General features: G+C 68.9%; 21 protein-coding genes and 2 pseudogenes. 12 read left to right on the top strand and 11 right to left on the bottom strand.

Translation table 11 applies throughout. The features are described from left to right. Positions 1–27: 27 nt before the first annotated feature. Complete coding sequence (locus tag ACIHAD_RS05625; RefSeq protein WP_397353164.1) at positions 28–1,011, bottom strand: NAD(P)-dependent oxidoreductase; 984 nt, start codon at positions 1,009–1,011, stop codon at positions 28–30. After that, positions 1,008–2,546 (bottom strand): serine/threonine-protein kinase, encoded by a 1,539-nt coding sequence (locus tag ACIHAD_RS05620; RefSeq protein ID WP_397353163.1) that lies wholly within the window; start codon positions 2,544–2,546, stop codon positions 1,008–1,010. The genes ACIHAD_RS05625 and ACIHAD_RS05620 overlap by 4 nt, the downstream gene beginning before the upstream one ends. Before the next feature lie 221 nt (positions 2,547–2,767). Between ACIHAD_RS05620 and ACIHAD_RS05615 the strand changes: the two genes are divergently transcribed. Continuing rightward, positions 2,768–3,889 (top strand): CaiB/BaiF CoA transferase family protein, encoded by a 1,122-nt coding sequence (locus ACIHAD_RS05615; protein WP_397353162.1) that lies wholly within the window; start codon positions 2,768–2,770, stop codon positions 3,887–3,889. A gap of 23 nt (positions 3,890–3,912) precedes the next feature. After that, complete coding sequence (locus tag ACIHAD_RS05610) at positions 3,913–4,320, top strand: TetR/AcrR family transcriptional regulator (RefSeq protein WP_397353161.1); 408 nt, start codon at positions 3,913–3,915, stop codon at positions 4,318–4,320. Positions 4,321–4,330: 10 nt separating this feature from the next. Here the strand turns inward: ACIHAD_RS05610 and ACIHAD_RS05605 are convergent, their stop codons facing one another. Continuing rightward, positions 4,331–4,783 (bottom strand): GyrI-like domain-containing protein, encoded by a 453-nt coding sequence (locus ACIHAD_RS05605; protein WP_397353160.1) that lies wholly within the window; start codon positions 4,781–4,783, stop codon positions 4,331–4,333. Positions 4,784–4,879: 96 nt separating this feature from the next. Here ACIHAD_RS05605 and ACIHAD_RS05600 point away from each other — a divergent pair, with 96 nt between their 5' ends. After that, positions 4,880–6,319 (top strand): GuaB1 family IMP dehydrogenase-related protein, encoded by a 1,440-nt coding sequence (locus ACIHAD_RS05600; RefSeq protein WP_397353159.1) that lies wholly within the window; start codon positions 4,880–4,882, stop codon positions 6,317–6,319. A 387-nt stretch (positions 6,320–6,706) separates the two neighbouring features. Here ACIHAD_RS05600 and ACIHAD_RS05595 read toward each other — a convergent pair whose 3' ends face one another. Next, entirely contained in the window at positions 6,707–7,579 is an 873-nt protein-coding gene (locus tag ACIHAD_RS05595; RefSeq protein WP_397353158.1) for an SDR family NAD(P)-dependent oxidoreductase, read from the bottom strand. A 67-nt stretch (positions 7,580–7,646) separates the two neighbouring features. Between ACIHAD_RS05595 and ACIHAD_RS05590 the strand changes: the two genes are divergently transcribed. From ACIHAD_RS05590 to ACIHAD_RS05580, 3 genes are all read left to right on the top strand, one after another. Continuing rightward, complete coding sequence (locus ACIHAD_RS05590) at positions 7,647–8,021, top strand: FKBP-type peptidyl-prolyl cis-trans isomerase (protein ID WP_397353157.1); 375 nt, start codon at positions 7,647–7,649, stop codon at positions 8,019–8,021. Positions 8,022–8,162: 141 nt separating this feature from the next. Then, the gene (locus tag ACIHAD_RS05585) at positions 8,163–9,686 is read left to right on the top strand and encodes an ATP-dependent DNA ligase (protein ID WP_397353156.1); all 1,524 of its coding nucleotides are present in this window, start codon (positions 8,163–8,165) and stop codon (positions 9,684–9,686) included. 386 nt (positions 9,687–10,072) lie between these two features. Beyond that, a complete protein-coding gene (locus ACIHAD_RS05580) occupies positions 10,073–10,840 on the top strand; it encodes a septal ring lytic transglycosylase RlpA family protein (protein WP_397353155.1) in 768 nt (255 codons plus the stop codon). Positions 10,841–11,189: 349 nt separating this feature from the next. On the opposite strand, the gene ACIHAD_RS05575 is transcribed toward ACIHAD_RS05580, so the two are convergent. Beyond that, entirely contained in the window at positions 11,190–11,786 is a 597-nt protein-coding gene (locus tag ACIHAD_RS05575; protein ID WP_397353154.1) for a DUF1707 and DUF4870 domain-containing protein, read from the bottom strand. Positions 11,787–11,916: 130 nt separating this feature from the next. On the opposite strand from ACIHAD_RS05575, the gene ACIHAD_RS05570 reads away from it, so the two are divergent. Next, positions 11,917–12,261 (top strand): hypothetical protein, encoded by a 345-nt coding sequence (locus ACIHAD_RS05570; RefSeq protein ID WP_352327808.1) that lies wholly within the window; start codon positions 11,917–11,919, stop codon positions 12,259–12,261. A 44-nt stretch (positions 12,262–12,305) separates the two neighbouring features. Here the strand turns inward: ACIHAD_RS05570 and ACIHAD_RS05565 are convergent, their stop codons facing one another. Then, positions 12,306–13,304, bottom strand: a complete 999-nt coding sequence (locus tag ACIHAD_RS05565; protein WP_397353153.1) for a DUF4192 domain-containing protein — start codon at positions 13,302–13,304, stop codon at positions 12,306–12,308. A gap of 189 nt (positions 13,305–13,493) precedes the next feature. On the opposite strand from ACIHAD_RS05565, the gene ACIHAD_RS05560 reads away from it, so the two are divergent. The 4 genes from ACIHAD_RS05560 to ACIHAD_RS05545 are packed head-to-tail and all read left to right on the top strand — an operon-like array spanning position 13,494 to position 19,292. Beyond that, complete coding sequence (locus tag ACIHAD_RS05560) at positions 13,494–14,942, top strand: hypothetical protein (protein WP_397353151.1); 1,449 nt, start codon at positions 13,494–13,496, stop codon at positions 14,940–14,942. Then, positions 14,939–16,678 (top strand): hypothetical protein, encoded by a 1,740-nt coding sequence (locus tag ACIHAD_RS05555; RefSeq protein ID WP_397353150.1) that lies wholly within the window; start codon positions 14,939–14,941, stop codon positions 16,676–16,678. The genes ACIHAD_RS05560 and ACIHAD_RS05555 overlap by 4 nt, the downstream gene beginning before the upstream one ends. Next, positions 16,675–18,876 carry a hypothetical protein gene (locus ACIHAD_RS05550; RefSeq protein ID WP_397353149.1) on the top strand — a complete coding sequence of 734 codons (2,202 nt, stop codon included), beginning with the start codon at positions 16,675–16,677 and terminating at the stop codon, positions 18,874–18,876. The genes ACIHAD_RS05555 and ACIHAD_RS05550 overlap by 4 nt, the downstream gene beginning before the upstream one ends. Beyond that, a complete protein-coding gene (locus ACIHAD_RS05545) occupies positions 18,873–19,292 on the top strand; it encodes a hypothetical protein (RefSeq protein ID WP_397353148.1) in 420 nt (139 codons plus the stop codon). The genes ACIHAD_RS05550 and ACIHAD_RS05545 overlap by 4 nt, the downstream gene beginning before the upstream one ends. A 148-nt stretch (positions 19,293–19,440) precedes the next feature. Here ACIHAD_RS05545 and ACIHAD_RS05540 read toward each other — a convergent pair. The 3 genes and pseudogenes from ACIHAD_RS05540 to ACIHAD_RS05530 all read right to left on the bottom strand — a co-directional run bounded on the left by ACIHAD_RS05540 (position 19,441) and on the right by ACIHAD_RS05530 (position 23,176). Next, positions 19,441–20,257 (bottom strand): annotated as a pseudogene (locus tag ACIHAD_RS05540) (IS701 family transposase). Between the two features lie 169 nt (positions 20,258–20,426). Further along, positions 20,427–21,992, bottom strand: a complete 1,566-nt coding sequence (locus ACIHAD_RS05535; protein ID WP_397353147.1) for a hypothetical protein — start codon at positions 21,990–21,992, stop codon at positions 20,427–20,429. 182 nt (positions 21,993–22,174) lie between these two features. Further along, a complete protein-coding gene (locus ACIHAD_RS05530; RefSeq protein ID WP_397353146.1) occupies positions 22,175–23,176 on the bottom strand; it encodes a DUF4238 domain-containing protein in 1,002 nt (333 codons plus the stop codon). 217 nt (positions 23,177–23,393) lie between these two features. Between ACIHAD_RS05530 and ACIHAD_RS05525 the strand changes: the two genes are divergently transcribed. After that, the gene (locus ACIHAD_RS05525) at positions 23,394–24,209 is read left to right on the top strand and encodes a hypothetical protein (protein ID WP_397353145.1); all 816 of its coding nucleotides are present in this window, start codon (positions 23,394–23,396) and stop codon (positions 24,207–24,209) included. A 23-nt stretch (positions 24,210–24,232) separates the two neighbouring features. On the opposite strand, the pseudogene ACIHAD_RS05520 reads toward ACIHAD_RS05525, so the two are convergent. Both ACIHAD_RS05520 and ACIHAD_RS05515 read right to left on the bottom strand, forming a co-directional pair. Next, positions 24,233–24,650, bottom strand: a pseudogene (locus tag ACIHAD_RS05520) (metalloregulator ArsR/SmtB family transcription factor). A gap of 1,018 nt (positions 24,651–25,668) precedes the next feature. Continuing rightward, positions 25,669–26,004, bottom strand: a complete 336-nt coding sequence (locus ACIHAD_RS05515) for a DUF3732 domain-containing protein (RefSeq protein ID WP_397353857.1) — start codon at positions 26,002–26,004, stop codon at positions 25,669–25,671. Between the last annotated feature and the right edge of the window lie 71 nt (positions 26,005–26,075).

Here is a 26,075-nt window from a genome sequence, read left to right as displayed (position 1 = left end):
AACTGTTCACCGTGCCAGGTGAAACGCCTATGTGGCAGGCGAATGCGGAAATCTCCTGCGTACGACGGGTGAGACCCCATTGAGCACGGCACGCACCTCTCGTCCCTCCAGTGCCGCCGCGAGGTTGTCCAGCGTGGCTGTGACCAGGCGCGTCGTCGCCTCGGGCGTCACCCCGGCGGCGTGCGGCGACAACAGCACGTCCGGCAGGTCGCGCAGCGGGTCGCCGGCGGGCAGCGGCTCGGTGTCGAACACGTCGAGCGCGGCCCCGCCGAGGTGCCCGTCGCGCAGCGCGGCGACCAGCGCCGCCTGGTCGACGACGCCGCCCCTGGCTGCGTTGACCAGCAGCGCGCCCTGCTTCATGCGGCGCGGGTCGATCAGCCCGCGGGTCTCCTCCGACAGCGCGATGACCACGACCAGGACGTCGCTGCCGGTCACCAGCGTCTCCAGGTCGGCGTGGCCGGGCGCCTCCCGCGGGGACCTGGTCCAGTACGAGACCTCACAGCCCAGGGCGCGGAACAGCCGGACGCAGTTCTCGCCGATCGGGCCGTGGCCGACGACGCCGACCCGGCCGCCGCTCAGCTCGCGCGGCCTCAGCCCCTGCTGCGGCCACTCCCCCGCGCGTACGGCGGCGTCGGCGGCCCCCAGCCTGCGCGACAGCGACAGCGTGGCCGCCAGGCACCACTCCGACACCGCGACGGCGCTGACGCCCGGCGTGTTGGCCAGCGGCACCCCGGCCTCGGCCAGGGCGGCCAGGTCGTGGCCGTCGACGCCCACCGAGGGCTGCTGCACGAAGGCCAGCGCGGGCGCGTGCTTGACCGCCTCGGCGTCGAGCACGAGCGTGGAGGTCCAGTCGCCGAGCACGATCTCGGCCTCGGGCAGCGCGGCCAGCAGCCCGGCCCGGTCACGGGTGGCGGGCACGCGGACCGTCACCCGGTCGCCGAGCGCGGCGAGCAGGCCGCGCGTCGCCTCCTCGGGGAGCGGCGGCAGGGCGAGCAGGTTCCAGGGCGTCATGCCTTCACAGTAAAGCTGTCGATCACCTGTCGCATCAGCCCCCTGTTGCGCAGCCACTGGTCCTGGGCGACCGTCCAGGACAGGATGTAGGCCGTCTCGCCGGACACCACCGCGCGGCGCACCTCGTGGTAGGTCATGCCGGGCCGGATCCAGCCGGTGCCCGCGGCGCTGGCGGCGGTCCAGGAGAACTCCCACTCGACCGCCTTGACGCCCCGGTGGTCGACCACGCGGCGGCCGCGGTTGATCACCTCCTGGCCCTCCTCCCGCAGCGTCTCCTCCGAGTCGCGCAGGATCTGGTTGGCGTCGAGGCTGGAGAACAGGGCCTGGACGCCGAGGTGGGCGTTGCCGTCGCGACGCGTCCACTCGGTGGAGGACTCGCGCAGCGCGCCCCGCCAGCCGATCGGGCGCAGGATCGACCAGCCGTCCCGCGAGGTCCACGCGCGTACGAGCGGGCGCACCCGGCGCACGGTCGGCGTCGGGGTGGCGGACGGCGTCCGGCTCGTCGTGGGCTGCTGCGAAGGGGACGGGGTCAGCGGGCTGGCCGCGGCGGCCGGCTGCGCGGTGCGCGGGGCGCCCTCGGCGGGCGTGGCGAGCTTGAGGTAGGCGACGGCGCCGCCCGCGACGACCACCACGGCCGCGGCGGCCACGGCCAGCACGGCCCGCCCGCGCCCGCGGCCCGGCTTCTTCTCCGGCAGGTCGGTGTAGGCCGGCTTGGCCGCCACCTCGATGGCCGCGAGCAGCCGGTCGGCCTCCTCGGCGTCCACCCGCTCGGCGGGCTCCTTGCGCAGCAGGCCCTTCAGGACCGGATGCATGATCGGCGGGATGCGCCGGTAGTCGGGCTCCTCGTTGAGCAGCGCGTTGAGCGTCGCCATGGCCTCGCCGCGGTCGAAGGGCGAGCGGCCCACCATCGCGGCGAACAGCGTCGCGCCGAGCGACCACAGGTCGGAGGGCGGTCCCGCCTCGTCCGCGCGCACCCGTTCGGGGGCGAGGAAGCTGGGCGAGCCGGTCACCATGCCGGTCCTGGTCAGCGAGGCGTCGCCCTCGACCGTGGCGATGCCGAAGTCCATCAGCACCGCGCGGCCGTCGTCGGCGAGCAGGATGTTGGCGGGCTTGACGTCCCTGTGCAGGATCCCGGCCTCGTGGGCGGCCCTGAGCGCCGACAGGACCTGGCGGCCCACGTCGGCCGCCTGCCGTACGGGCAGGGCCCCAGAGGTGGCCACGACCTCCTCCAGCGAGGGGTGCGCGACCAGCTCCATGACGATCCAGGGCCGGCCGCCCTCCTCGACCACGTCGTAGACCGCCACCACGGAGGGATGGTTGAGCTTGGCCGCCGTACGGGCCTCGCGGGCCGTGCGCAGCAGATGGCGCTCCTGCTCGCCGGGCGAGAGCCCTTCGGGCAGCAGTACTTCCTTGATGGCCACCTGCCGGTTGAGCAGCGTGTCGTAGCCCTCCCAGACGACGCCCATACCCCCGCGGCCCAGTTCGCGCAGTAACTGGTAGCGCCTGGCGACAAGCCGGTTGCTCTCCGAAACCATGTCCTACCCCTGTAGCGGCGCGAGCGCCTGCTGCAGACAGCCGCTGGACGCCGGCGATCTGTAGACCACCCGAACAGTGGGCAAGTTTCCCATACCTCCCACGAGTTCGCGGGGAGGACGCGGAAAGGCCGCTTGCCACGACTCCCCGAAGGTTGTTCTACTGGGGCGGGTTCGGAGCCCCATGCCAAGCGTTCGCTTGTTCAACTGTCGAGGAGATGTCCATGTCGAAGGGTAGTGGCGGTCCGCTGGCCGGAGTGCGCGTGCTGGAGCTCGCGGGGCTGGCTCCCGGGCCGTTCGCCGGGATGATGCTGGCCGACCACGGGGCCGAGGTGCTGCGGGTCGACCGGGTGAAGGCCGTGTCCGACAGACCCCGTACGGACGTCATGGACCGTGGCAAGCGGACGATCGGCCTGGACCTGAAGTCCCCCGAGGGCGTGGCCGCCTTCAAGGAACTGGCCCGCAACGCCGACGTGGTGATCGAGGTGTTCCGTCCCGGCGTCGCCGAACGGCTCGGCATCGGCCCCGCCGACCTGCACGCGGTGAACGAGCGGCTGATCTACGGCCGGATGACCGGCTGGGGCCAGGACGGCCCGCTCGCGCCCACCGCCGGCCACGACATCGACTACATCGCCATCTCCGGCGTGCTGTCGATGCTCGGCCGCGAGGACGGCAAGCCGACCCCGCCGATCAACATCCTCGGCGACTTCGCCGGCGGCGGCCTCATGCTGGCCTACGGCGTGCTGCTGGCGCTGTTCGAGCGCGAGCGCACCGGCAGGGGACGGGTGATCGACGCCGCCATGGTGGACGGCGCCGCCCTGCTGTTCTCGATGTTCTACCAGGCCGCGCAGAGCGGTTTCTGGGGCCCGCGCGGCACCAACCTGCTCGACACCGGCGCCCCCCAGTACGACACCTACGAGACCGCCGACGGCGGCTACCTGGCGGTCGGCTCGCTCGAACCGCAGTTCTGGGACGCCATGGTGAACCTGATGGGCCTGACCGGCCTGCCCGACAGGAACGACAGGACGCAGTGGCCCGCGCTCAAGGCCCGGCTGGCCGAGGAGTTCGCCAAGCGCACCCGTGCCGAGTGGGAGGCCCTGTTCGAGGGGTCGGACGCCTGCGTCTCCCCCGTCCTGTCCATGGCCGAGGCCGCGCGGCACCCGCACAACGTGGCCCGGGGGACGTTCGCCGAGGTCGGCGGCGTGACCCACCCGATGCCCGCGCCGCGCCTGCTCGGCGTGCCGGCCCCGGACCTGTCGCCCGCCACCCGCCTCGCGGACCTGTCCGCCTGGGGACTGCCGCCGGAGGAGGCGGACAAGCTGCGGGAGCAGGGGGTGCTGGCCTGAGACGGTCGGCGTCGGTCAGGGGTGTGACGGCGCTCTACTACCACTTCGCCTCGCGCGACGACCTGGTGCGCAGCATCGTCCAGCCGCTGGTGGAGGACTTCGAGCGCTTCACCGCCGCGCGGGAGCCCGGCGACCCGCGCGCGCTGCTCGACGACTACTTCGAGCTCATGTGGCGCCACCGCGAGGTGACCGGGATGATGGTGCGCGACATCTCGATCCTGGCCTACCTCGACCTGGGCCAGCGCATGTTCGAATGGCGGCGCGTGCTGATCGCCCTGCTGCTCGGCCCCGACCTCACGCGGGCCCAGCAGATCCGCGCCACACTGGCGCTCGGCGGCATGGCCGACTGCACGGTCGAGTACGCCGGCCTCCCCCTGGAGGAGGTCAAGCCGACGGCCGTCGCGGCGGCGGCCGAGGCGCTCGGCCTGTGACTCCTCGGGCCTAGACGGCCACGTAAAGGTCGGCGCCCCCGGGGTGGTGGACCTCCAGGTCCGTGGTGAAGGCGCGGAAGGGCTGACCGCCCGACTCGGTGTGCTGCCACACCTGCCGCCACGCCTCGATCAGCGCCTGCGGCATCTGCCCGCGCGCCTCCAGGCGCAGCGACTTGGCGGCCGGCACGCGCACCGCCACCATGCCCTCGGGCAGGCGCGGCACCGTGCGCACGCCGATCCCGACGATCTGCGTGTAGGCGCCGGTGTGGTCGCTCTCGTAGTCGGTCAGCACCGCGTAGAGGTTCTCGTCGACGCGCGCCGGCACGTGCGCGAAGGCCCCCGGCGCGCCCGCCCGCTGCCACAGCGTGGGCAGCGCCGCCCGCGCCGGATCCGCCTCGTCGGCGTTCGTCGTGCGTACGGCGAAGCCCACCACGGTCAGCTCGTCCCGTTCGACGATGTCCACGACTTCCCTCCCCCAAATGTGTCCCCGGCCGATCATAAGCCCCGGAGAAAGGGGGAGACCCCTTGTTGAACCTGTCACCCCATAAGATGGATGAACGTGAAGTTTCTCAATGACCAAGAGCCTCGTTACGATTTGACTTACAGCGACGTGTTCATGGTGCCGTCGCGCTCCTCGGTCGGATCGCGGCTCGCGGTCGACCTCTCCACGAACGACGGCACGGGCACCACCATCCCCGTCGTCGTCGCCAACATGACCGCGGTCGCCGGCCGCCGCATGGCCGAGACCGTGGCCCGCCGCGGCGGGATCACCGTGATCCCCCAGGACATCCCCCTCGACGTCGTCGCCGAGGTGGTCGACTGGGTCAAGAAGCGCGACCTGGTCCACGACACGCCGCTCACCCTCACGCCGCACGACACCGTGGGCGAGGCGCTGCAACTGCTGCCCAAGCGCGCCCACAACGCCGTCATCGTCGTGGACTGGGACAACCGTCCCGTCGGCGTGGTGACCGAGGCCGACTGCCAGGGCGTGGACATGTACACGCAGCTGTCCGAGGTCATGTCGAGCGAGCTGCTGACGCTGCCCGCCGGGCTCGACCCGCGCGCCGCCTTCGACCGCCTGCACGGGGGCCGTCACCGCCTCGCGCCCATCGTGGACGAGGACGGCCGGCTGGTCGGCATCCTCACCCGTACGGGCGCGCTGCGCGCCACGCTCTACCAGCCCGCGCTCGACGCCCAGGGCCGCCTGCGCATCGCCGCCGCCGTCGGCGTGAACGGCGACGTCGCCGCCAAGGCCAAGGAACTGCTGGAGGCCGGGGCCGACTGCCTGGTCGTGGACACCGCCCACGGCCACCAGGAGAAGATGATCGCCGCCCTGCGCGCGGTACGAGCGCTCGACCCCGGCGTGCCGGTCGCGGCGGGCAACGTGGTGACCGCCGAGGGCGTGCGCGACCTGGTCGAGGCGGGGGCCGACATCCTCAAGGTCGGCGTGGGCCCGGGCGCCATGTGCACCACCCGGATGATGACCGGCGTCGGACGTCCGCAGTTCTCGGCGGTGCTCGAATGCTCGGCCGAGGCCCGCCGTCTCGGCAGGCACGTCTGGGCGGACGGCGGCGTCCGGCACCCTCGTGACGTGGCGCTGGCGCTGGCCGCCGGGGCGTCCAACGTCATGATCGGCTCGTGGTTCGCCGGCACGTACGAGTCGCCCGGCGACGCCCGTACCGACGCCGACGGGCGCAAGTACAAGGAGAACTTCGGCATGGCCTCCTCGCGGGCCGTACGGCTCAGGACCGCCGAGGACTCCGCCTACGACCGGGCCAGGAAGGCGCTGTTCGAGGAGGGCATCTCGACCTCGCGCATGTACCTCGACCCCAAGCGTCCCAGTGTGGAGGACCAGATCGACGGGATCGTCGCGGGGCTGCGGTCGTCGTGCACGTACGCGGGGGCGGCGACCCTGGAGGAGTTCCACCGCCACGCCGTCGTCGGCATCCAGAGCTCATCCGGCTACGCGGAAGGCATGCCGCTACACCAAAGCTGGTAACCCGTCCTCGACTCACCCCCTTGGCTCCCTTCACCCTTGGCTCCCTTCACCCTTGGCTCCCCCGCCCTTGACTCAACCCCACCCGCCGCCCCAGCACCGCCCGGCCGTGTGTCTCCGACCGGGCACCCGGTGCTGCCCGCACGAACGGGGCGGCGGGTGCCCCCAACGCGCCCACGCCCGCCCCTCCCCACCGCCCCAGGCCCGCGTACGTATGCTCATCCGACCGATGACGGGCGCCACTCCGGCGACCCCACCGGGACACTGGCATGGGGGCGGACATCTGTGCAGGGCGCTGGCCCAAGGCCGCACTGTCCGGCATGCCGGCGGGCATGTCGATCAAGGGTGTCCGGCATGCCGGTGGGGCCGGGGCGTCGGGGCGGCGGTGGGTCAGGTGCGGTGCCAGCCGCCGGCGGCGTGGATACCGCCGTCGACGTGGAGCGTCGTCCCCGTGACGAACCCGGCCAGGCCACCGGCCAGGAACACGGCCGCCCCCGCCGCCTCAGCCGGGTCGGCGAGATGACCGAGGGGCGGCAGCCGGGCCGGGTCGTACGGGAGCGGACGGGCCGACATGCTCTCGCGCACCCCCGCCTCCCCCGCCGTACGCAGCGCGTCGGGCGCGATCGCGTTCACCCTGACGCCGCGCGGGGCCAGCTCAAGCGCCAGCGACTTGGTCAGGCTCATCACGGCCGCCTTCATCGCGGCGTAGACCGCGAAGCCGGGCGCGGCCTGGTGTGCCTCGCTGGAGGTCACGTTGATGATCGAGGAGCCCTCGGGCATCAACGGGAGCATCGCCCTGATCATGCCGGTGACCTGGGTGAAGTTCTCCGCCACGAGCGTTCGCTCGCCGCGCGGCGACACGTCCGCGAACGCCGCGTGGAACGTGCCGCCCGCGTTGTTGACCAGCACGTCGACGCGTCCCCAGCGCTCGCGCACCGCCTGCGCGAACAGCTCCACCGCGACCGGGTCGCGCACGTCCAGCGTCATGGCCAGCTCCACCCCAGGAGTGCCCGCCGGGTTCGCCCGGTCCGCCAAGTCCGCCTGACCGGCCCGGTTCGACGGGTTCGATTGGTGTGCTGGGCTCGATCGGTGCGATGTGGGGTTCGGTTGGGGTGTCTGGGGCCAGGTGCGGTCGCAGACTGCGACGTGTGCGCCGAAGGCGGCGAACGTCTCGGCGATCGCCAGCCCGATGCCCCGGCCCGCGCCGGTGACCACGGCGACGCGCCCGGTGAGCAGCACGGAGTCGGGAGAAAGGGCGGCCATGAACGACGACGATATCCCGACGGCATAGAGTCGTCGGGTTATTGTCACCGTCAACAGGAGCACATTCGTGGCACTCGAGAAGCCTGAGATCGACTTCCCCGAGGGCAACCCGCCCGCCGATCTGGAGATCGTCGACCTCGTCGAAGGCACTGGCCCCGAGGCCAAGCCGGGCCACAACGTCAGCGTCCACTACGTGGGTGTCTCGTTCTCGTCCGGGGAGGAGTTCGACGCGTCGTGGAACCGCGGCCAGGCGTTCGAGTTCCCGCTCGGGGGCGGCCGCGTCATCGCGGGCTGGGACCGCGGGGTCGCCGGGATGAAGGTCGGCGGCCGTCGCAAGCTCGTCATCCCGGCGCACCTCGGCTACGGCGACCGCGGCGCGCCGCCGCGCATCAAGGGCGGCGAGACGCTGATCTTCGTGGTCGACCTGCTCGGCGTCAGCTAGACCGGGAACGGGCGGGCCGCCGACAGCGGCCCGCCCGCCTCCCCTGCTTCCCGTCTTCCTCTCCCCCGCCTTCTTCCGCTTTGGCAAAACCCGGGACATATCGGGTGGGGAAATGTCGGCGTGGTGAGGCACGATAGCGGTGTGCTTCTGATCGACGTGGTCCGAACCTCCGACGCGGTGACGCGCACCTCCGCACGGCTCGGCAAGGTCGGGCATCTGGCCGAGCTGCTCGCCCGGGTCGGTCCGGACGAGGCGGAGATCGCCATCGCCTACCTGTCGGGTGATCTGCCGCAGCGTCAGGTGGGCGTGGGCTGGCGTTCGCTGGAGGACGTCCCGCAGCCGAAACTGGCCGCCACCGCCACGCTGACGGCCGTCGACGCGCTGCTGACCCGGATCAAGGCCGTCTCCGGCCCCGGCTCGCAGGCGGCGCGCAGGGCGCTGGTCGCGGAGCTGTTCGCGGGGCTGACCAGCCAGGAGCAGCAGTTCATGCGCAGGTTGCTCAACGGCGAACTGCGTCAGGGCGCCCTCGACGGCGTGATGATCGAGGCGGTGGCCAAGGCGTCCAGCGCGCCGTCGGCCGACGTGCGGCGGGCGCTCACCCTGCGCGGCTGGCTGCCCGCCGTGGGCGCGGCGGCGCTGACGGGCGGCGTGGCGGCGTTGCACGCGTTCAAGCTGGAGGTGGGACGGCCGGTCTCCCCCATGCTCGCGGGCAGCGCGCCCAACGTGGCCGCCGCGCTGGAGAAGGCGGGCACGCCCGCGTCCCTGGAGTGGAAGCTCGACGGCGTGCGCGTGCAGGCCCACCGCTCGGGCGCGGAGGTGCGGGTCTTCACCCGCACGCTCGACGACATCACCGCCCAGGTGCCCGAGCTGGTCGAGGCGGTGCTCGGGCTCGACCGCGCCGACCTGGTGCTCGACGGCGAGGTTCTCGCGCTGCGGCCGGACGGGCGTCCCCACCCGTTCCAGGTGACCGCGAGCCGCGTCTCCAGCAAGACCGACGTCGCCAGGCTGCGCGAGCAGACCCCGCTCAGCGTGTTCTTCTTCGACGCGCTGCGCGCCGACGGCGCAGACCTGCTCGATCTGCCGTACTCGCAGCGCCAGGAGGCCCTGGCCCGCGCCGTCCCGCCCGGCCTGCTGACGCCCCGGATGGTCACCGCCGACGTGGCCGAGGCGGAGAAGTTCTTCACCGACGTGGTCAAGGCCGGCCACGAGGGCCTGGTGGTGAAGTCTCTGTCCGCCCCCTACGCCGCCGGCCGGCGCGGCGCGGGCTGGGTCAAGGTGAAGCCCCGGCACACGCTCGACCTGGTGGTCCTGGCGGCCGAGTGGGGCCATGGGCGGCGCCAGGGCAAGCTGTCCAACCTCCATCTGGGCGCGCGTGATCCCGAGGGCGGGTTCGTCATGCTCGGCAAGACGTTCAAGGGGCTCACCGACGAGCTGCTGGCCTGGCAGACCGAGCGATTCCTCGAACTCGCCGACGGCCCCACCGACGAATGGGCGGTCCGGCTCCGGCCCGAGCTGGTCGTGGAGATCGCCTTCGACGGCGTGCAGCGTTCGCCGCGCTACCCCGGAGGGATGGCGCTGCGCTTCGCCCGGGTGCTGCGGTACCGGCCGGACAAGCGGGCCGAGGACGCCGACACCGTGGACACCGTCCGCTCCCTCATGTTCTGAAACCAATTCTCCCGTTCAGGCTCGCCGGGCGCACAGTACGCCCTGAGCGGGGAGAGGCCGGCCGCGAGGGGTGCCCGGCCATGCCGGCTCCCGTTCGTGGCTTGAGGCCGGATTCTCCTGCCCCGTGGTCTTGGGCGAGTTCTGTCGTTCTCCGGAAACCCCAAGATCCTCGGCGTACGCTCGACGTTCTGGGCCTCTTGCGCCCTTAAGTGGGATATGTCACTGTATGTCGCATTAAGTTGTCTTTACCCGCTGTTTGTCGCATATGTTCTTCCTCGCCCGCCGGATCCCCCATCCCCTGCGGGCGGACAGGCCGTCACACGCCTCCACACCCCCACGACCTGGCCTTTCCCTTTCCTGTCCCCTAGCTAGGACCGTGGTTTACCTTGGGCCAGCACTCCCACAAATCGTCCCCCAACGACCGCAGGCTCTCCCCGGGCAAGCGCCGCTGGACCGCCATCGCCGCAGGCGCCGCCGTCGTGGCCGCCGCCTCGACCACCGCCTGGGCCGCCGTCGGCAACGACGCCCCCGGCACCACCACCGCCAAGGACGCCGCCACCGCGGCCCCCTCCGCCCGCACGTCCCCCAACACGCCGGTCGCGGCCAAGGTCTCCCAGGCCAAGCCCATGACCCCGGCTCCCAGCGCTTCGAGCCCCAGCGCCTCGACCTCCACCGCTTCGGGGCCCGGCGCGAAGAACGTCCCGGACTCCCCGCACGGCGCCACCCCCGCGCCCAAGGCGCCCGGCGCCGCACGGCCCGACGTCACCGAGACGCCGGCGTCCGAGACGGCGGTGTCCGAGACGGCGAAGACGGCCAAGACCGTCAAGCCGGTCAAGCTCAGGACGACGAAGCCGAAGGTCCGCGTCCTGTCCTCCGGGACCTGTGGCGCCTCGTACTACGGCGAGCCCCAGATGACGGCCAGCGGCGAACGCTTCAACCCCTCCGCCATGACCGCCGCCCACAAGTCCCTTCCCCTGGGCAGCCGCGTCCGCGTCACCAATTCGCGCAACGGCTCGTCGGTCACCGTACGCATCAACGACCGCGGCCCGTACGTGGGCGGACGATGTCTCGACCTCTCCAGGGCCGCGTTCGACGCGATCGGCAGCCTGAGTTCGGGCGTGATGACCGTCCGCTACGAGGTCCTGGCCCGCTGACCGCCCCTCCGGTCCCCTTCTCGGCCCCGCCCCCGGCTTCTCGTCACCTCGGGGGCGGGCCAGGCCTTCCCCCGGCACCACCCTCCACGCCCCGACATTCCCCGCAAATCCTCCCGACACCCCACCAGCGACTACCCGCGCCCGTCCGCGATTCCCTCAGGCCCCGCCCGCACATCCGTCGGACGGTCCCCGACGTCCGACGTCCTCCGGCCGCCCGTCCCTCGGGCATCCCCCCTAGTACGGCCCTCGGACGTCCCCCGACATCCCGCCCCCGCAGTCCTTCGGGCATCCCCACCCGTAGGAACGCCGCCCTCTCCCCTGAGGACAGCCTCCCCGCGCGGAAGAAGCGTTACTTGACCAGCCGTACCGTCAGCGGGTAGCGGAAGTGGCTCTCCGACAGGGCGGAGATGCCGCCGACGATGCCCAGGACGATCGCCCCGACCCAGATCACCGGCAGAAGCACGATGCCGATGACGGTGATGGGCAGGATGCACGTCGCCCCCACCACGGTGAGCTGGAAGTTCAGGGCCTCCAGCGCCTGCCGTCGCAGGTACGGCGAGGTCTTGGCCGCCGTGAGGAGCAGGATCAACGGGCCGACCACCGGGATCCCGACGGCCATCAGCAGGTGGCCGAAGGCCGCCTGGAGGCGCTCGTTGCTGTCCGAGGACCGCACCGGACGGACCGGCGGAGGCATCGGCGGCGCGAGTCTGGGCACCGCCATCGTCCCGTACAGCTCGTTCATGATGGGCATCAGGTCACCGTGGGTACGGGCGGTCATCGCGCGTTCCAGCCGGTCGTCGAACTCCAGCTTGTCGAACCGGCCCTCCGCGTAGGCGGCCTTGACGTGCTCGACGACGTGATCTCGGTCCAGGTCGGTGACGCGCAGATGAGCTGGCGGCACCTGTCCCGGCCCGGGGGTCTTGGGTACCCCAGCCATGATGGTCATGCCTCTCCTTGGAATCGGCGGTCAACTCTCATACTGCGTCCTCGGAGCCGGACGTGCCATCGGGAGAAACCCGGAGCTGTCCCCGAGATCATCCCCGACGCCGGAGCTCCAGACGGTATAAAAAGGATTCATGAGATGGCGAGACCGCTACGGTATCCGTCGGCTGCGCGGGCAGAAGATCGCGCGGTTCGACCGCGAGGCGACCGACGCCGACATCGAAGCGCTCATCGCCTTCGCACGTTCGCGGCGTGGCGTCGAGTTCTACGTCGAGCCGGAGACGTTCGCCACCGACACGACCGCCGTGGCGGTGGCTGACGACGGCGAGTGGACCAGACGCAGGGTCGGGTCGCCTGCCGTGATCCACAAGGTCGCAAGAGATCTGGCATTACCGGTGTACGACGTGCAGCTGACGGGCTATCCCCCTCGGATGCGGGCGTACAACGAGCGCCGCCGCCGCGAGGAAGGCAGCCTGTAGTCCTGGTGGAGAGGGTGCTGGTCGATGTCACCGGCACCCTTTCTTCATGCGCCCCCACCCGGCCCCCTGTGCCGGTCGGGCCCGTGCGGGGACGGGTCGTCGTCGAGCAGCCCGAGCATGGGGATCAGCCAGCCGCCGTTGGCCGGGCCCATGGCGGTGTCGAGCTCGTCGGGGGTGGGGAGGCGGTCTCGGACGACGGCGGGTGAGAGCAGGCTCTGCAGGGCGTGCGTCAGGAGGTTGGCCATCGAGTAGTGGGGGTCGGTGGTGAGGGCGCGTTCGAGCGCGATGGTGGCGAGAATGTTGTCGCCGGTGCGCCAGGCGGCCATGGCCAGCAGGGAAGCCGCCGGAGGGACGAAGCGGGGCTCCAGACGGCGGGTGAGGTCTTTCCACAAGGGCAGGTGGGCCTCCTGCATCATGGTCCAGGCTTCGTCGCGGACTCTGATCACGGTCAGGGCCAGGCCCAGCCGGGCGGCTTCGACGTCGTCGAGGCGGACGCCGCCGGCGTGGGCGCTCAGGGTAGCCCTGACTTTGGTGAGCGCCGCGGCGACGTAGCTCTGGGCGAAGGTGTCCAGGTCGGGGGCGGCGGTCAGGCGGGCTCGGACCTCTGCGACGGCGGTGGCGGTGGCCCGGCGCATCGCCATGCGGACCGGGCCGGTGGCGGGGGCGATCGTGCGTTCGAGGCTGCGGCGGTCGGGGAGGGCGACCATGCCGCGCACCGTCGCCTCGGCGGCGATGTGGCTGGTGGTCGGGTCGTACGGGGTGCCTTCGGGCGGGCAGCACCGGGGCAGCTCGCAGACGTAGGACCAGTAGCGGCCTTCGTGGGCGCGGATCGCCTCCCCCACGCGGATCTCCGACGCGGTGGCCACGAGCCTGGCCTCGTCGACGGCGGGAGTCACCGTCTCGCCTCTGCCGTAGCCGACGATGACCATCTCGGTGATGCCTTCGCGGTCGAAGAGGTCGGTGAGGGGGGTGAGGGTGCCGCGGGGGAACGGGAGGTTCCATCTGGCGGCCACCTTGGCCTGGCCGTGGCGGAGGCCGATCACGACCAGGCTGCCGCCATTCCCTGATGCTTGGATGTGTTCAAGCGTCTAGGAAGGCATCCGATGAGTGGCTGGCGTGTGGTGTTTGTGCCGGACTGGGACCATTGGGGCCCGGAGCCCGCGGAGGGCGTGCTGGGAGTCAGTGACCTAAAGGGGGCGGTACAGCGGGCAGGCTTGCGGCCAGGGGATTCGGTGTTCGTACGGCCGGATTTTCAGGTGGATCCGGATCTGCTGGATTTTGTGATGTCGAGAGGGTTCCGCTATCTGGCGCGGAGCACGAGAGAAGATTATGCAACGGATATCCGCTTGCTGCTGGACTGGTTGTGGACTCGGGGGGTGGCGTGGTGGCAGGCGACCGAGGATGATCTGGCCGCTTACCGGGAGTTCCGGTGTAATTCGCCGCTGAATCCGCAGCGGATCAGTGGCGCGAAGTGGAACCGTGAGGCGGCCGCGTTCACGCGCCTGTTCAAATGGGGGCAGGTGGACCCGCTTCCTGTGGATGTGGGCCGGCGGGAGGATCGGGCGGCGTACGCGCGAACACGTTACGTGCGGTGGCTGACGCCGCGGACGTGGCGGTTGTGGATGGACCTGGGGCTGCGGAGGTTGCGGCCTAACGGAACGCGGGTGCCAGGGTGGGATGGCCGGACAGAGTTGCGGAACACTGCGTTCACGCAGTTGGCGCTGAGCTCGGGGATGCGGAGGCAGGAGGTCGGAGGGCTGCTGGCGTTCGAGCTGCCCGACCAGCGCCTGCGGCGGGGCTTGTTCTCTCATGGGACAGTGCCGTGGGCCTTGACTCGGTCGAAGAAAATACGGGTGTTTTATGCGCGGGCGGACGCGTTGCGGCAGGTGGAGGCATACAGGGAGTCCGAGCGGATGTGGGCGATTGCGCAAGCCCAGCGCCAGGGTCGTTACGACCACCTGCCCTATCTGCTGGTGACGGAGGTGACGCGAAGCCCAGAACCAGTGGTGAGGTGGGTGGACCGAGACGGTGTGCAGGGTCGCCGGGAGCTGGGAGCGCTGGACTGGCGGGAACGTCAATGGCTGTTCACGGAGGGCCAGCAGGGGCCGGAGCCATGGTGGCTGTGGCTGACGGAGGAAGGTATGCCGATGCTGCCTGACCGCTGGAACACGATGTTCCGGCTGGCGAACCTGCGGTGCGAGGAGCAGCTGCTGACCTCACAGGAACGGCAGGTGCCGCGGCATCTGCGGACAGCCGAGGCCCGCGGCCGTGTCCCTTGGGCAACTCCGCACATGACCCGGCACTCGTTCAGCCTGTTCATGCTGGTGGTGCTGAATGACCTGGTCAACCGGAAGTTCGGATTGACACCGACCGAGCGCAGAGACTTCGCCTTACTGTACGGGGATCCGTGGTTGCTGGTGTGCGAGTTGCTCGGGCACACGGATGTGGAAACGACGAAGGATCACTACCTCTCGCCCGTCCGCCACATGCGGCTGGAGACCCTCCTCGCGTTCGATGAGAATGAGAGGAGACATCCGTCTGACGGTACTCAGACCGGTGGAGCAGAGCGGGTCACGAGCCTGTTCGCCCGGCTAGCACAAGAAACGTCGGGGATCCAGGACCTGGATGTGCTGCTAGACCGCCACCCGATGCCCGACACCGACGATGAGGTGCCAACGTGAGCCCCCGCGGCCACAAGGCGGTGCTGCCGCCCGCCGGATTCCAAGCCACCCCGCGTACCGATCAGACCGGCCTGAAGGTCACCCTGGTCAACCACCGCGGCGCCACGAAGGTTCACGACTTCGCGGGCCTTGCCGACCTGGGCGTTCCCGAACCGATGCAGCTGTCCTTGGCTCGTGTGTTCGCCCGCCAGTCTCGGAACTGGAACGCCCATTCGGCCTCGCACGCGTACTGGGCAGCTGTGAAGGCGTTCGCGGCATTCTTGCGGGACCAGGGGCATCCTGCGCAGGACCTGTACGAGGTTTCACCTGCAATGCTGCGTCTTCTGCGGAACAGTTTCATGACCGCTGGGAGGCGGGCCAACCTTGCCAACCTGCTGCGGCTGCTACGGCGTGATCCTCGGCTGAACCAAGGACTGGCTGCCGAGGAGCTCGCCCGCCCCGCCAGGCGTTTGGCATCGACGCGACAGTCCATGGGGGAGGACGAATATCAGCAGGTGAAGAGAGCCGCGCAGCGGGAGTTCCGGACGGCCCTGCTGCGGATCCGGGAGAACACGGCCCACCTGAACCGCTATCGGGCCGGTCAACTGGCCGAACGCAGTAAGGCATGGAAGATCGGCAAGATCCTCGACCATCTCGCCGTCACCGGCGACGTCCCCCGCTCCGCTCGGCCCTGCGGCACGGTTGAGGTTTCCAACCCGGGGCTGCTCGGGGGAGGCCAGCCGCTGCAGACGTGGGGGCGGTTGTTTTTGATGCGTTCTGAGCTGATCGCCTTGGCGGTGCTGATGACCGACCAGTGGGGCTGGAACCTGTCAATGTACAACCGGGTACCGGTGCCAGTACGGACGCCGTCAGCGGGAGAGACCAGCACCATCACGTACCAGGTTCATGTGGAGAAACACCGCGCTGGCGAGGGAAGGTGGTGGAACACGGAGAACATCACCGACTCAGGCGCGGACTCCAAAGGTCGCCTGATTAGCCAGGCGCTGGAGGCCACAGCACATGCCCGTGCCTTGGCGGCTCGGCTCGTCCCCGGCATCGACCTTCTCATGGTCTTTCGCCTCCACCGGACGAACACCGAGCACGGAGACGGCGATCGTCCCCCGCAAATCTGGCCGCTCGGCTTCGGTTTGGGCAGCTCCGACGCGCACTGGTGGAAGCGGCGGCATGGGCTGACACGGTCCCCGTTTCAGCCGTTGCGCCGAACGGCGGTAGTCGACGAGGGGGAACCGCTGCAGCACAAGCGGGGCACGCACGAGAGCGTCTATGTGCTGCCCGACAAGCGCGTCCAGAAGAACGCCCGGAAGGTTATCGCGGCCGGCGCAGAGGAAGCCCTGCAGCAGGCCCGCGACATCACTTTCATGGGCCAGCTCACCAGCGCTCCCGGCCCCGGGGACGAGGAAACCGTCACGTCCGACTGTGCAGATGCCAAGTCCAGCCAGTGGTCAGACCCAGACGGAGGCTGCAAAACAGCCTTCATGAACTGCCTGGCCTGCCCGAACTCCCGGGTCCACGACGGCCACCATCCCCGCCTCGCGCTTCTGCGCCAGTGCCTGATCTCCCTACGCGGAGTCATGCCCAGCCGCCACTTCGACCGGACCTGGAACAAGCCTCTGCTTCGTTTGGATAACCTGCGGGAACGCGTCGGCGAGGACATTTTCGACGGTGCCCTGCACCGCGCCACCGACCGGGACCACCTGATCGTCGAACATCTCCTCAAGGGAGACCTCACCCCGTGACCATCGCTCCCGACATCATCGACGACCCGTTCATCCTGGCCGCCCCACTGCCAGACGACTTGGTCATCCAGCCCCGTTGGATCAGTGCCAGCAACAACCACCTCAACAACCGCGTTCGCGACGACACCTGGTCGCTTGGTCCGCTCACTGACCGGCCCGGCACGATCCTCAACCGGATTCACTGGAAGAACTGCCCTGCTCACCTCCGCGAGGACCTCAAGGTCCTGGCCTGGACGCTCATCAATGGTGAACGCCGCCCCACCGTCGCTGCACGCCGCCGGACGCTCACCCGCCACAGCGTCAGCTCTTTGCACCAACGGCTGATCGAGTGGCTGCGGTGGGCACGCTGGCTAGGACAGAAGGAGGTGGCTCGACTCTCCGAATGCACGGACGACCATTGGCGCGCTTACGCCAGCGGACTCGTGGCATCCGGTGTCAACCGCACAACGATGGAACACTCCCTCAACCAACTCTCCGATCTGTGGGAGTTCGACCAGCTCACGACCGCCCCAACACAGGTGTCACGGCCGCCGTGGGACACCGAGGGCATCGACGACTTCCTCCCCGAGGAGAAGCAGGCCAGCACACGAGAAAACACCACGGAGCCGCTGGATCCGGCCGTCGTCGGCCCGCTGCTGGTCTGGTCGATACGCATGATCGAGGACCTCGCCGACGACATCCTCGCTGCCCGGAACGAACGCACCCGCATCGCCAACCAAGCCAACAGCACCGAGTCGACACCGGAAGGTGCTGCGGCCCTTCGCACCTATGTGGAACACCTCCTCAAGGCCAACACCGTCATCCCCGTCGCCACTCACCGAGGCCGCACTGGCCTGGCACGGACCTATATCGCCGTCAAGACCGGCGCCAGTTACCAGCAGGTGAAGTGGGCCGCAGTTAAACATGACCTAACGAGGTTGGCGGCCGAACGGCCGGGCCCCTGCCCCATGCTGATACCGATCAGTGGCTTGATCGACGGACAGCCGTGGCGCGAGAACATCGACTACGACGAAGCCCAGTGTCTGTGGCGGCACCTGGGCACGGCAGCCGCCATTATCGTCCTCTACCTCACCGGCATGCGCCCACAGGAGGTGCAAGGGCTGCGGGCAGGCTGCTGCCCCGATCCCGCCCCTGACGGCACCTCCCATCACCTCGTCCACAGCCTCGCCAGTAACACGGAGGCCATCGAATCCGACGAGCCCTTGACGGAGGAGGAGGCCGATCCATACCTGATTCGCGGGCACCACTACAAGAACGTCCGAGACCACAACGGTCATCACGTTTCAGGAGGCGAGGAGCGCACTGTTCCCTGGGTCGCCATTCGCCCTGTCGTCAACGCCATCCGGGTCCTGGAACGTATGGTCCCTGAAGGAGAGCTTCTCTTCAGCTCGATCCACCACGATACGGACAACCGCCAGCAGCAGGGCAGCCTCACGCTGGTAGGCATCGCAGACCGGATTAGAGCATTTGTGGCCTGGATCAACCGGGAAGCCCTTGCCCAGGGCCTTCCCGAGCAGACAGTCCCCGATGACCCCCACGGTCCTATCAGCCCATCTCGGTGGCGCCGCACACTGGCGTGGCATATCGCACGGCGTCCTGGCGGGCTGATCGCGCTCGCGATCCAGTACGGGCACATGCGCACGTTCCTCGACGCACGCACCTCTCACAGTTATGGCGCCCGCGGCCGCCGCGGCATGCACGGCATCCTCGATATGGAGACCGTCCTCGCCACCGCAGACACGGCTGACCGCCTACGCGACGCTACGGCTGCCGGCGAGAAAATCTCCGGCCCCGCAGCTCGGCGCGCGCTCCTGGACGCAGCTGACACTCCGCAGTTCGCAGGCGCCCTCACCACCATCCGAGCTACCAAACAACTGCGTCAATTGGACGGACGCCTGCTCTTCGACAACCCTAACGCGTTCCTGATTTGCTCTTTCAAGCATCAAAACGCCCTATGCGAGCCTGACGCGGATGCAATCGCCCCGCTCACTTTCGCCTGCCAAAAGGGCTGCGGCAACGCGGTCCGCACCGACCAGCACGCCCGTGCCGCCCGCGAGCAAGCCGACCACCTCGATCGCCAAGCCGCCCACGTCCCTGGTCCCATGGCCCGAGCTCTCCACGCCAAAGCCGCCGACTGGCGTCAAATCGCCGACGCCCACTCCGCTGCCGCCCGCACCGCCCAGGAGATCCTTAGATGACCGACGACTGTGATCTCCACGGTGCCGAGCGCAAACGCATCACCGCCGCCATCGACCGCCTTCTCGCTGGCACTCCCACCTACTCCAGCGGCAGCCTCACCATCGAAGCTCTCGCCGCTGAAGCCGACGTCAACAGAATGGCGCTCTACAAAAGACACGCGGACCTCGGCGAGGTATTCAAGGCCCGCGTCCGTAGCGAGACTCACCAGATCACCGAAACTGAGAAACGACTCCGCAGTGACAACGCTCGACTGCGGCACGCACTTAAAGAGGCACGAGCTAGGGAGAAGGACGCCCGGTGGACCGCCGACCAGACCGCGCTCGCCGCAGCAGTCCTCGTCCTCCAAGTCAAGGCCAACGAGACCGCCTCGGATGACAGAGGAACCGTCATTCCCCTTAGGAGGCCGACCCAATGACCCCTGCGAACTAACCGTTGGTCCGTTTACCCTGGCCCAGCCAATTCGGGCCATTGCGTGATCAGCCACCGCTCAGGCAGGGTGCCGTCGCCGACGCGAGTGATGCGGTGCCCGGCCGGACGCACCCGCAGGAAGACGAACTGCGAGCTCATGGCCGCCCTTGGAGCCTTCGCGCCAGGTGAGCGTGACCGCAGCGTCGTGGCCGGCGGCCCGGACGTGTTCGGCCAAGCTGACGGCGGCGTCGGGGTAACGCAGGCCGGTCCGGGTGGGAGGCCGGCCGCGGCCGGACCAGACCCGGGGGCACTGCGACCACGTCTGGGGCGTGCGCGAGGGCGTCGCCTTTGACCTGCACGATGTAGCCGATCCCGCGCTCGTCCAGGGCGCCGCGGAACTGACTGCTGTCACCGTAACCGGCATCGGCCACGACCATCGGCGGGCGCAGTCCTTGCTCGATCAGCGCATCGAGCATCTCCACTGCCATCATCCACTTCGGACGATGCCGCTCCTGTCCGGGGATCCCCACCGGTCCCGTCGCGTGGCCACTTGCGGACCGGTGGCGGCATCACCGGCCTGGTCATCCCATGACGTGGGCATGAACAGCCGCCAATCGAGTGGACTGGACGCGGTGTCGGTGACTGCATGGACGCTCACCCCGATCTGGCAGTTCGCCACCTTGCTCAGGGTGCCGGAGTACTGCCGCGCCACGCACGGCGAGCCCTTGCCGTCCTTGGGAAGCCCGTGTCGTCGATCACCCACGCCACCGGCTCCACGACCTCGATGGTCCGCCGGGCCAGCCTGGCCCGCACCGTCCAGGTGTCCCAGGTCGACGTGGTCACGAACTGCTGCAACGCCTGATGATCCACCCCGAGCCGCTCCGCCATCGGCTGCATCGACTTACGCCGCCCATCCAGCAACAACCCACACAGGTATGTCACCCCTTTGGCTCGCTGATCGGAGCGGGCCATGGGCGCGAACATCTCCGCGGCGAACGCCTCAAGGCGCCGCCGCACAACCGCAAGCTCGTGAGGGGTCATCGCAGCATGAAACTACCCACACCGGCACAGCCACCCAACGACACGCCGACCTAACAATGCACTACTAGGCCGCGCAGCTCGGGGCTGGTCCGGCCGGAGATCAGCAGCGACTGGACGAGATCACGCACGGCGGGGCGGGCGTACCGTTGGCGTGATGTTCCCGATGGGCGTGGAAGTAGCGTTCCGAGCGTGAAGAATGCGCCGTACAGCGCCGCCCTTCCAGCGCGTTGACGGCAGCGGACAGGTCGCTCGACAGGGCTTGCGTTGGACAGGTGCGGATCAGCCCTTGCGCATCGACATAGATCGCGCCCTGCTCGAAGAGGGCATCACAGCCAAGAACGCAGGCGAGCATCACGATCGCTGTATCGCGCCGCTCCTTTTCATCGGCTTGGTCTCGACGTTTGATGTGGGCCACATGCAGATAGGCGATTGGCAGCGTCCGGCCGCACAGGGCGCAAACCCCGCTCGTGCGGCCGCCCAAGAGATGACGGCGCAGTTTGGTCTGTTCGCGCCGCTGGGTGACCTCGCGCAGGATGTCGGTGGCGCCTTCCAGGTCCAGTCCGGTGGTCCGGCTTAGCTCTCCCGGATCGGCGAGCGTCTCTTGAACGGGCAATAGGAGCTGGGGCGCCTCGGCCAATTCGATCCTGCCGTCGCGGAACGTCCAGCCTTCACGTTCGCCGAGGGTTTCGGCTGCTGGTGCGCTGGCCATGATGAAGGTCTGCGGCGGGCCGGTGCGGAACGCCGCGTTGCGGCGCAGTTGGTCAGTGTCTTGCTTGAGCAGTTGTAGGTGCTCATACATCAGACGGCAGTCTTCAGCGGCTGTGGCGCCATCAAGATGCGCCAGCTCGACAACCCCGCTCTGCCCAGCGCCCCGCCACAGTAGGTCGGCCTCCTGTAGATCGCACATGGGCAACTTGCGGAGCGCGTCCTTGACATCCTGGAGGCGGCCGTTGCGTGGATGGCCGTGCGCGAAGGCGTACTCCCGATGTAGCGCCTGCAGCAGGCTGGTGCCCCACACGACGATCCGCGAACGGCGGCGACCACCCCGTGCCTCCAGACCTGCAATCTCGACGTCTCGGTTGTTGTAGCGCAGGAACAGAGAGAATTGAAGGGCCCAGTGCGAAAACGGGCCGCACCAGACGTCTTGCTGACGCTGGAGCCACTGCGTGTGCTTGCTTGCGCAAGGCCACCACTTATCCACCTTGCGCTCGTCGTAGTCTTCCCCGCTCTGCGGAGCCATGGCCCGGTTGAACAAGGGCCGTCCATACTTGTCGAAAACGGCCAGTTCGCTGATTCGCCCACAGCACTCAGCGGTCCGGCCGGCCAGGAACACGACATCTCGGGCACGCAGGCCTTCACGTAGGTGCGTCATGCTCTCGTGGACGAGTAGATCAGGGCGGGCTCCGTGGCCTGAGGTACAGGATGCCATCGTCGAGGCCGCGTACACCGGAGTGCGAGTTTCGGCACCCCACTCATTGGTGACCAGGCGATACCCATCGGGCCACCACCAGCGCCCTTGTTCGACAATGTCCGGGCGGCCGCTGCTCACCATCGGCATGCCGTGGCCGAGATGTTCCTCGTAGGAGTACAGGTCGCGGGGCGATTTGTTTGCATGCCAGACCTGCGGATCGAGCACAAGGTCCGAGGTGAAGAAGGCTGGGGACATGGGGCGAAATGTAGTGCAGCTTCCTGGCGGCCGTGCGGGAACAAACGACCGGGGCTTGGCACCCGCGCCCGGCGCGAGCCTCCCGTAGGGCTGATGTTGACAGATAACGCTATCGACTCAGCCGGGGCGAGGCGAGGGGGTGAGTTGGGCCGATGCGGCCTGCGCACAGCTGATTACTGAACTCATCTCGTGAGCGATGAAGGCCCGGCGGCCTTCCCCGCCGCGGGGGCTGGAGGAGCGGGTGGATGCTCGTTCAGCCATCGTCGCTCGACGGTGAGGTTCGCTCCCAGCACCGAGTATTCGACGAGATAGGAGGGAGAGGGGCGGTCCGCCTGCCCTTCCCCGCTCCATGGTTCAGGCAACCGGGCGCTGCCCAGGTGGGCACCGAGGAACGGCAGCGGGTCATGCCCGGGGTGGCAGTAGAGGTGGCTGTCGGCTGCGTCGAAGATGACCCCGTTGATCCACAGGCCGAGGCCGCCGGGGAACTTCGTCAGATGGTCTCGCTGCTTGCCAGCGTCGTCACCCAAGGTGGTGAGGCCGGGGAGGATGAGGAACCGGTGAGGATCCAGCGGCAGGATCACGTCCCAGTAGATCGCGGCACGGAGCTGGTCTTCGTCGTCGTGGCCGTTGAGAATCACCACGGGAACGTCGCTGGTCCATAGGCACGCGTCGCTGAACCCGAGCCCCCAGGGACGGTTGTGAATGATCTGAGCCAGCGCGGCGAGCTGATCGGCCATGAACCGCAGGTGAGCGTCTCGGCCTGCCAGGGACTTGAGGGAGTGCGGCATCTCCAGCGGCGGTTGGCCGGCATCCGCCGCTGCGGCCAGGGAGGCCAGACGTCGGCGTTGGCGGGTGGTGCGGACCAGCTGGGCGGCGATCCACCAGGCCATCCACGATCTGTCTTCTCTCTTCAGGGGCCATGTGCGGGGAAGCGCTCCTGACGGGTCGTCCAGAACGGCGCGAAAGACGGGGGCGGCACGGGTCTCGATGTCCGACAGCAACGCTTCCACGCGCGGGCCGTAGAAGTCGGTGACGGCCGCCACGTGCGTGATGTTCGCCTCGAAGGTCCGGTCGAGGTTTATCAGAGCGCGGGCTCTGATGAACCAGTTGGTGCTTGCCTTCTTCTTTTGGCGGGCGAAGTGCCGCAGATACATTCGTGGCACGGTGTGGTCGTTGGTCGCCATCGTGATTGTGCAGCCCTTCCTCGCCAGCCTCTCCTGGCCCTGCTCTCACGGCCATGGCTTTCCATGATGGCCACGGCTGCGAAACCGCAGCAACACACTTACTGGCGTCGTGACGATCATCGGCCGCACAGGCGCGCCCCTGGGCGCTGTCGGCTCGAGAGGTGGGGGTGGAAAACGCCTCGCGCTCGACCCGGGTTGCGCCGTAGCGTCTCAGGATGTGAACACCGATGAGCAGCGTGACCTCCGCCGTCTGCTGGACCATCTGGAGCGCCTGGAGCCGTGGCAGAAGCTGACCGGGGAGGACTCCGGCCGCTGGCAGATCGACCCGCGGAGCCCGCTGACCGGAGACGACGCCAAGACACACCCCTTCGAGGTGTCGCATTCCGCCTGGCACGCCCTCACCGTGGCGATGGACCATATCGGATGCCTGCGCTCGTCCCTGGTGGGCCAGTTGAACGGCAACCGACTGGAGGTGCGCATTCACACTCACGCCCAGTCGTCGCTACTGCGCGGGGCCGTTGAGAACGGTGCCCGGGCGGTCTGGATGCTCGGGCCGAAAGATCGGCTGACCCGCGTCACCCGCCGTCTGGCCCTGCAGTTCAAGGAGACCAAGGACGCCGAGCGGTTGCGTGAACTCCTCAACAAGCCGGCGTCCAAGACTCTGCAGGAGCGGCAGCAGCGCCTGGTCGACCTGCTCGCCTCGGCCGGGCATCCGGCCGAGGAGGCCGCCAAGACGTTGAAAACCGTGGCGGCCACCTACACAGCCATCGTGCGCGAGGCCGGGGAGCTCACCCCCCGGCTTGGCAGCGATGTCGCACATGCGGTGTGGAGCGGCTGCAGCGCTCTGGCCCACGGCGACACCTACGGCACGCTGTCCATGCTGGACAAGGAGATCGTCTCCCGCAACGACGACATCGCGCTCGTGCGCGTCACCGGCTCGATCAGCAGCCTTTTCTGGTGCACCGTGGCGGCCACGCTCGTGATCGAGCGGGGCTTCCAGCTGTATCAGGAGCGCGGCATCTCCTACCGGTAACTCTCGCGCGGCGCCGACCCACCTCAGGTGGCGATGAGCTCCCTGTCCCCCGGGCCCGGAGTAGGCGTCGGACCGGCCCCGGCCAGCGGCGTGAACAGAGCACCGAGCTTGTTCACCGTCTTGGGGATGATGCGGGACCCAGGTACCACGGCGGTCGCCGTCGGTCAGCCCGGCGCCGCGCAAGATCTTCAGCTGATGGGAGATCGTCGGGGCGGTCAGGTCGAAGGCGCCGGTCAGATCGCACACGCACGCCTCGCCACCGGCGTGAGAGCCAATCATGGACAGCAGCCGCAGCCGGACTGGGTCGGCCACCGCCTTCAGCAGCACGGCCAACTCGGCCGCCTCGCCCTCTCCAAGCGGCTGGCGGGCGATCGGCGCGCAGCACGCCACGTCCTGCGCGCCCTTGCTATCCGAGACAAGGGGCCAGCTGGTGGCGGTCATGCGGGAGCCTCCGGTGCTGACGGCTGGTTCGACGTTCGTCTAAATGCTAGGCGGTGGTAGCCGACCAGTGCGGCGGCGGCGACTAGATGGTTGAGTCCAAGGGGTCGGGGTGATCAGTGGTCGTAGCGGGTGAGTGATCTCTTGATCGGCTGGCCGGTGTGGTCGTTGTGCCAGATCGCCGCGGGCCGCTAGCAAGAGAAAGCCCCCGCCCGCCCCAGGCTCATACCAGGGTTCGGGCTAGGGCTTCGTGGCGTACGACTTGCCTCAGGCGCGCCGCCACCGCCAGTACGGGTCAGAGCTCTTGTAGGTGCACTTGTAGCGGACCTTCGTCACCTTCGCGTACCCGTACCTCCCGTGCGCCGCCTTCGGACAGAAAGCACCCGGTGTGATGCATTCCCAGTGGGAGCCGACCTGCCGGTAGCAGGAGGCGGCAACAGCGTTCACGTGCACGGCCGCGGAAGCGGGCACGGCGGCCACAGCAGGAGCGACAAGGGCGGAACCAGCCAGGAGAGTGGACACGAGCAGGCGTCTGAGCACAAAGACTCCTCGGGGGATGGATCGTGACAAGGGCGAGACGCCATAGGCCTTCGAAGAGTTGTCACGCTCGGCTGATCGGGCATGCCGCGATCGGCGACTTACGTCCGCGTGCTGACCGACCAATCGGCGACAGCACCCTCCACGGCCTATGGCAGCCCGCCCTCGTTCCCCACCCTGCCCTCAGCATTCTGAGCGATCGGCGAGCCGGTCGGCGGTAGCGCCAAATTCGGTCGGTTCTTCCCCGGATGCCCACAGGCCACGCCCGACCAGCCAGCTTGACAGCCGACACATGGTTCGCCGCCAGATGAGCCGCCATCTCAACCGCCTATCGACCGTGACCACCAAACCCGTGCATCGGATGCATCCACTCGCTCAGTGCCGGCGACGCAGCATCTCACCAGACCACCCAGCCCCTGCTATGCCCCGACCGGCATCGTGAGACTCTGCCAAACACCCAGGCCCAACATCGACTCAACGTGCCTTACGCGCCTGACAAGATCATCGATCTCTGACCTGAGGGAGCCTGAGTTGGCTGGTCGAGAATGAGGAGACGGGGTACGGGCCTATTCTGCCTAGTGAAGTAGCGGTGAAGTACCTGGTAGGTGGCCAGGTGGTAGCTGATCCATTTGGCAGACTGCCGATCCGTTCCAGCCGGATGGGACCTCGTTCGGTGTCCGTGAGGCGGTGAGGCGGGCGCGATCGAGACGGACGTGAGGAGTCGTGAGGTAAGTTGTTCGCGGTCCCCGTCGTTATTGCGTTCGGCTTCGAGGACAGCAACGGTCGCGGCTGCGATTTCGGCGGCACAGTAAGCGACCATGCGAACCAGAAAGGGCAGGGTCGGCAAAGTCGTCACACCTTGTGTGGCCGATGTGCTGCTCCAGTGGCGCC

The sequence above is a fragment of the Nonomuraea sp. NPDC052265 genome (genome assembly GCF_044547985.1).
Taxonomy (GTDB): Bacteria; Actinomycetota; Actinomycetes; order Streptosporangiales; family Streptosporangiaceae; genus Nonomuraea.
This window is presented reverse-complemented; position numbering and strand designations above follow the sequence as displayed.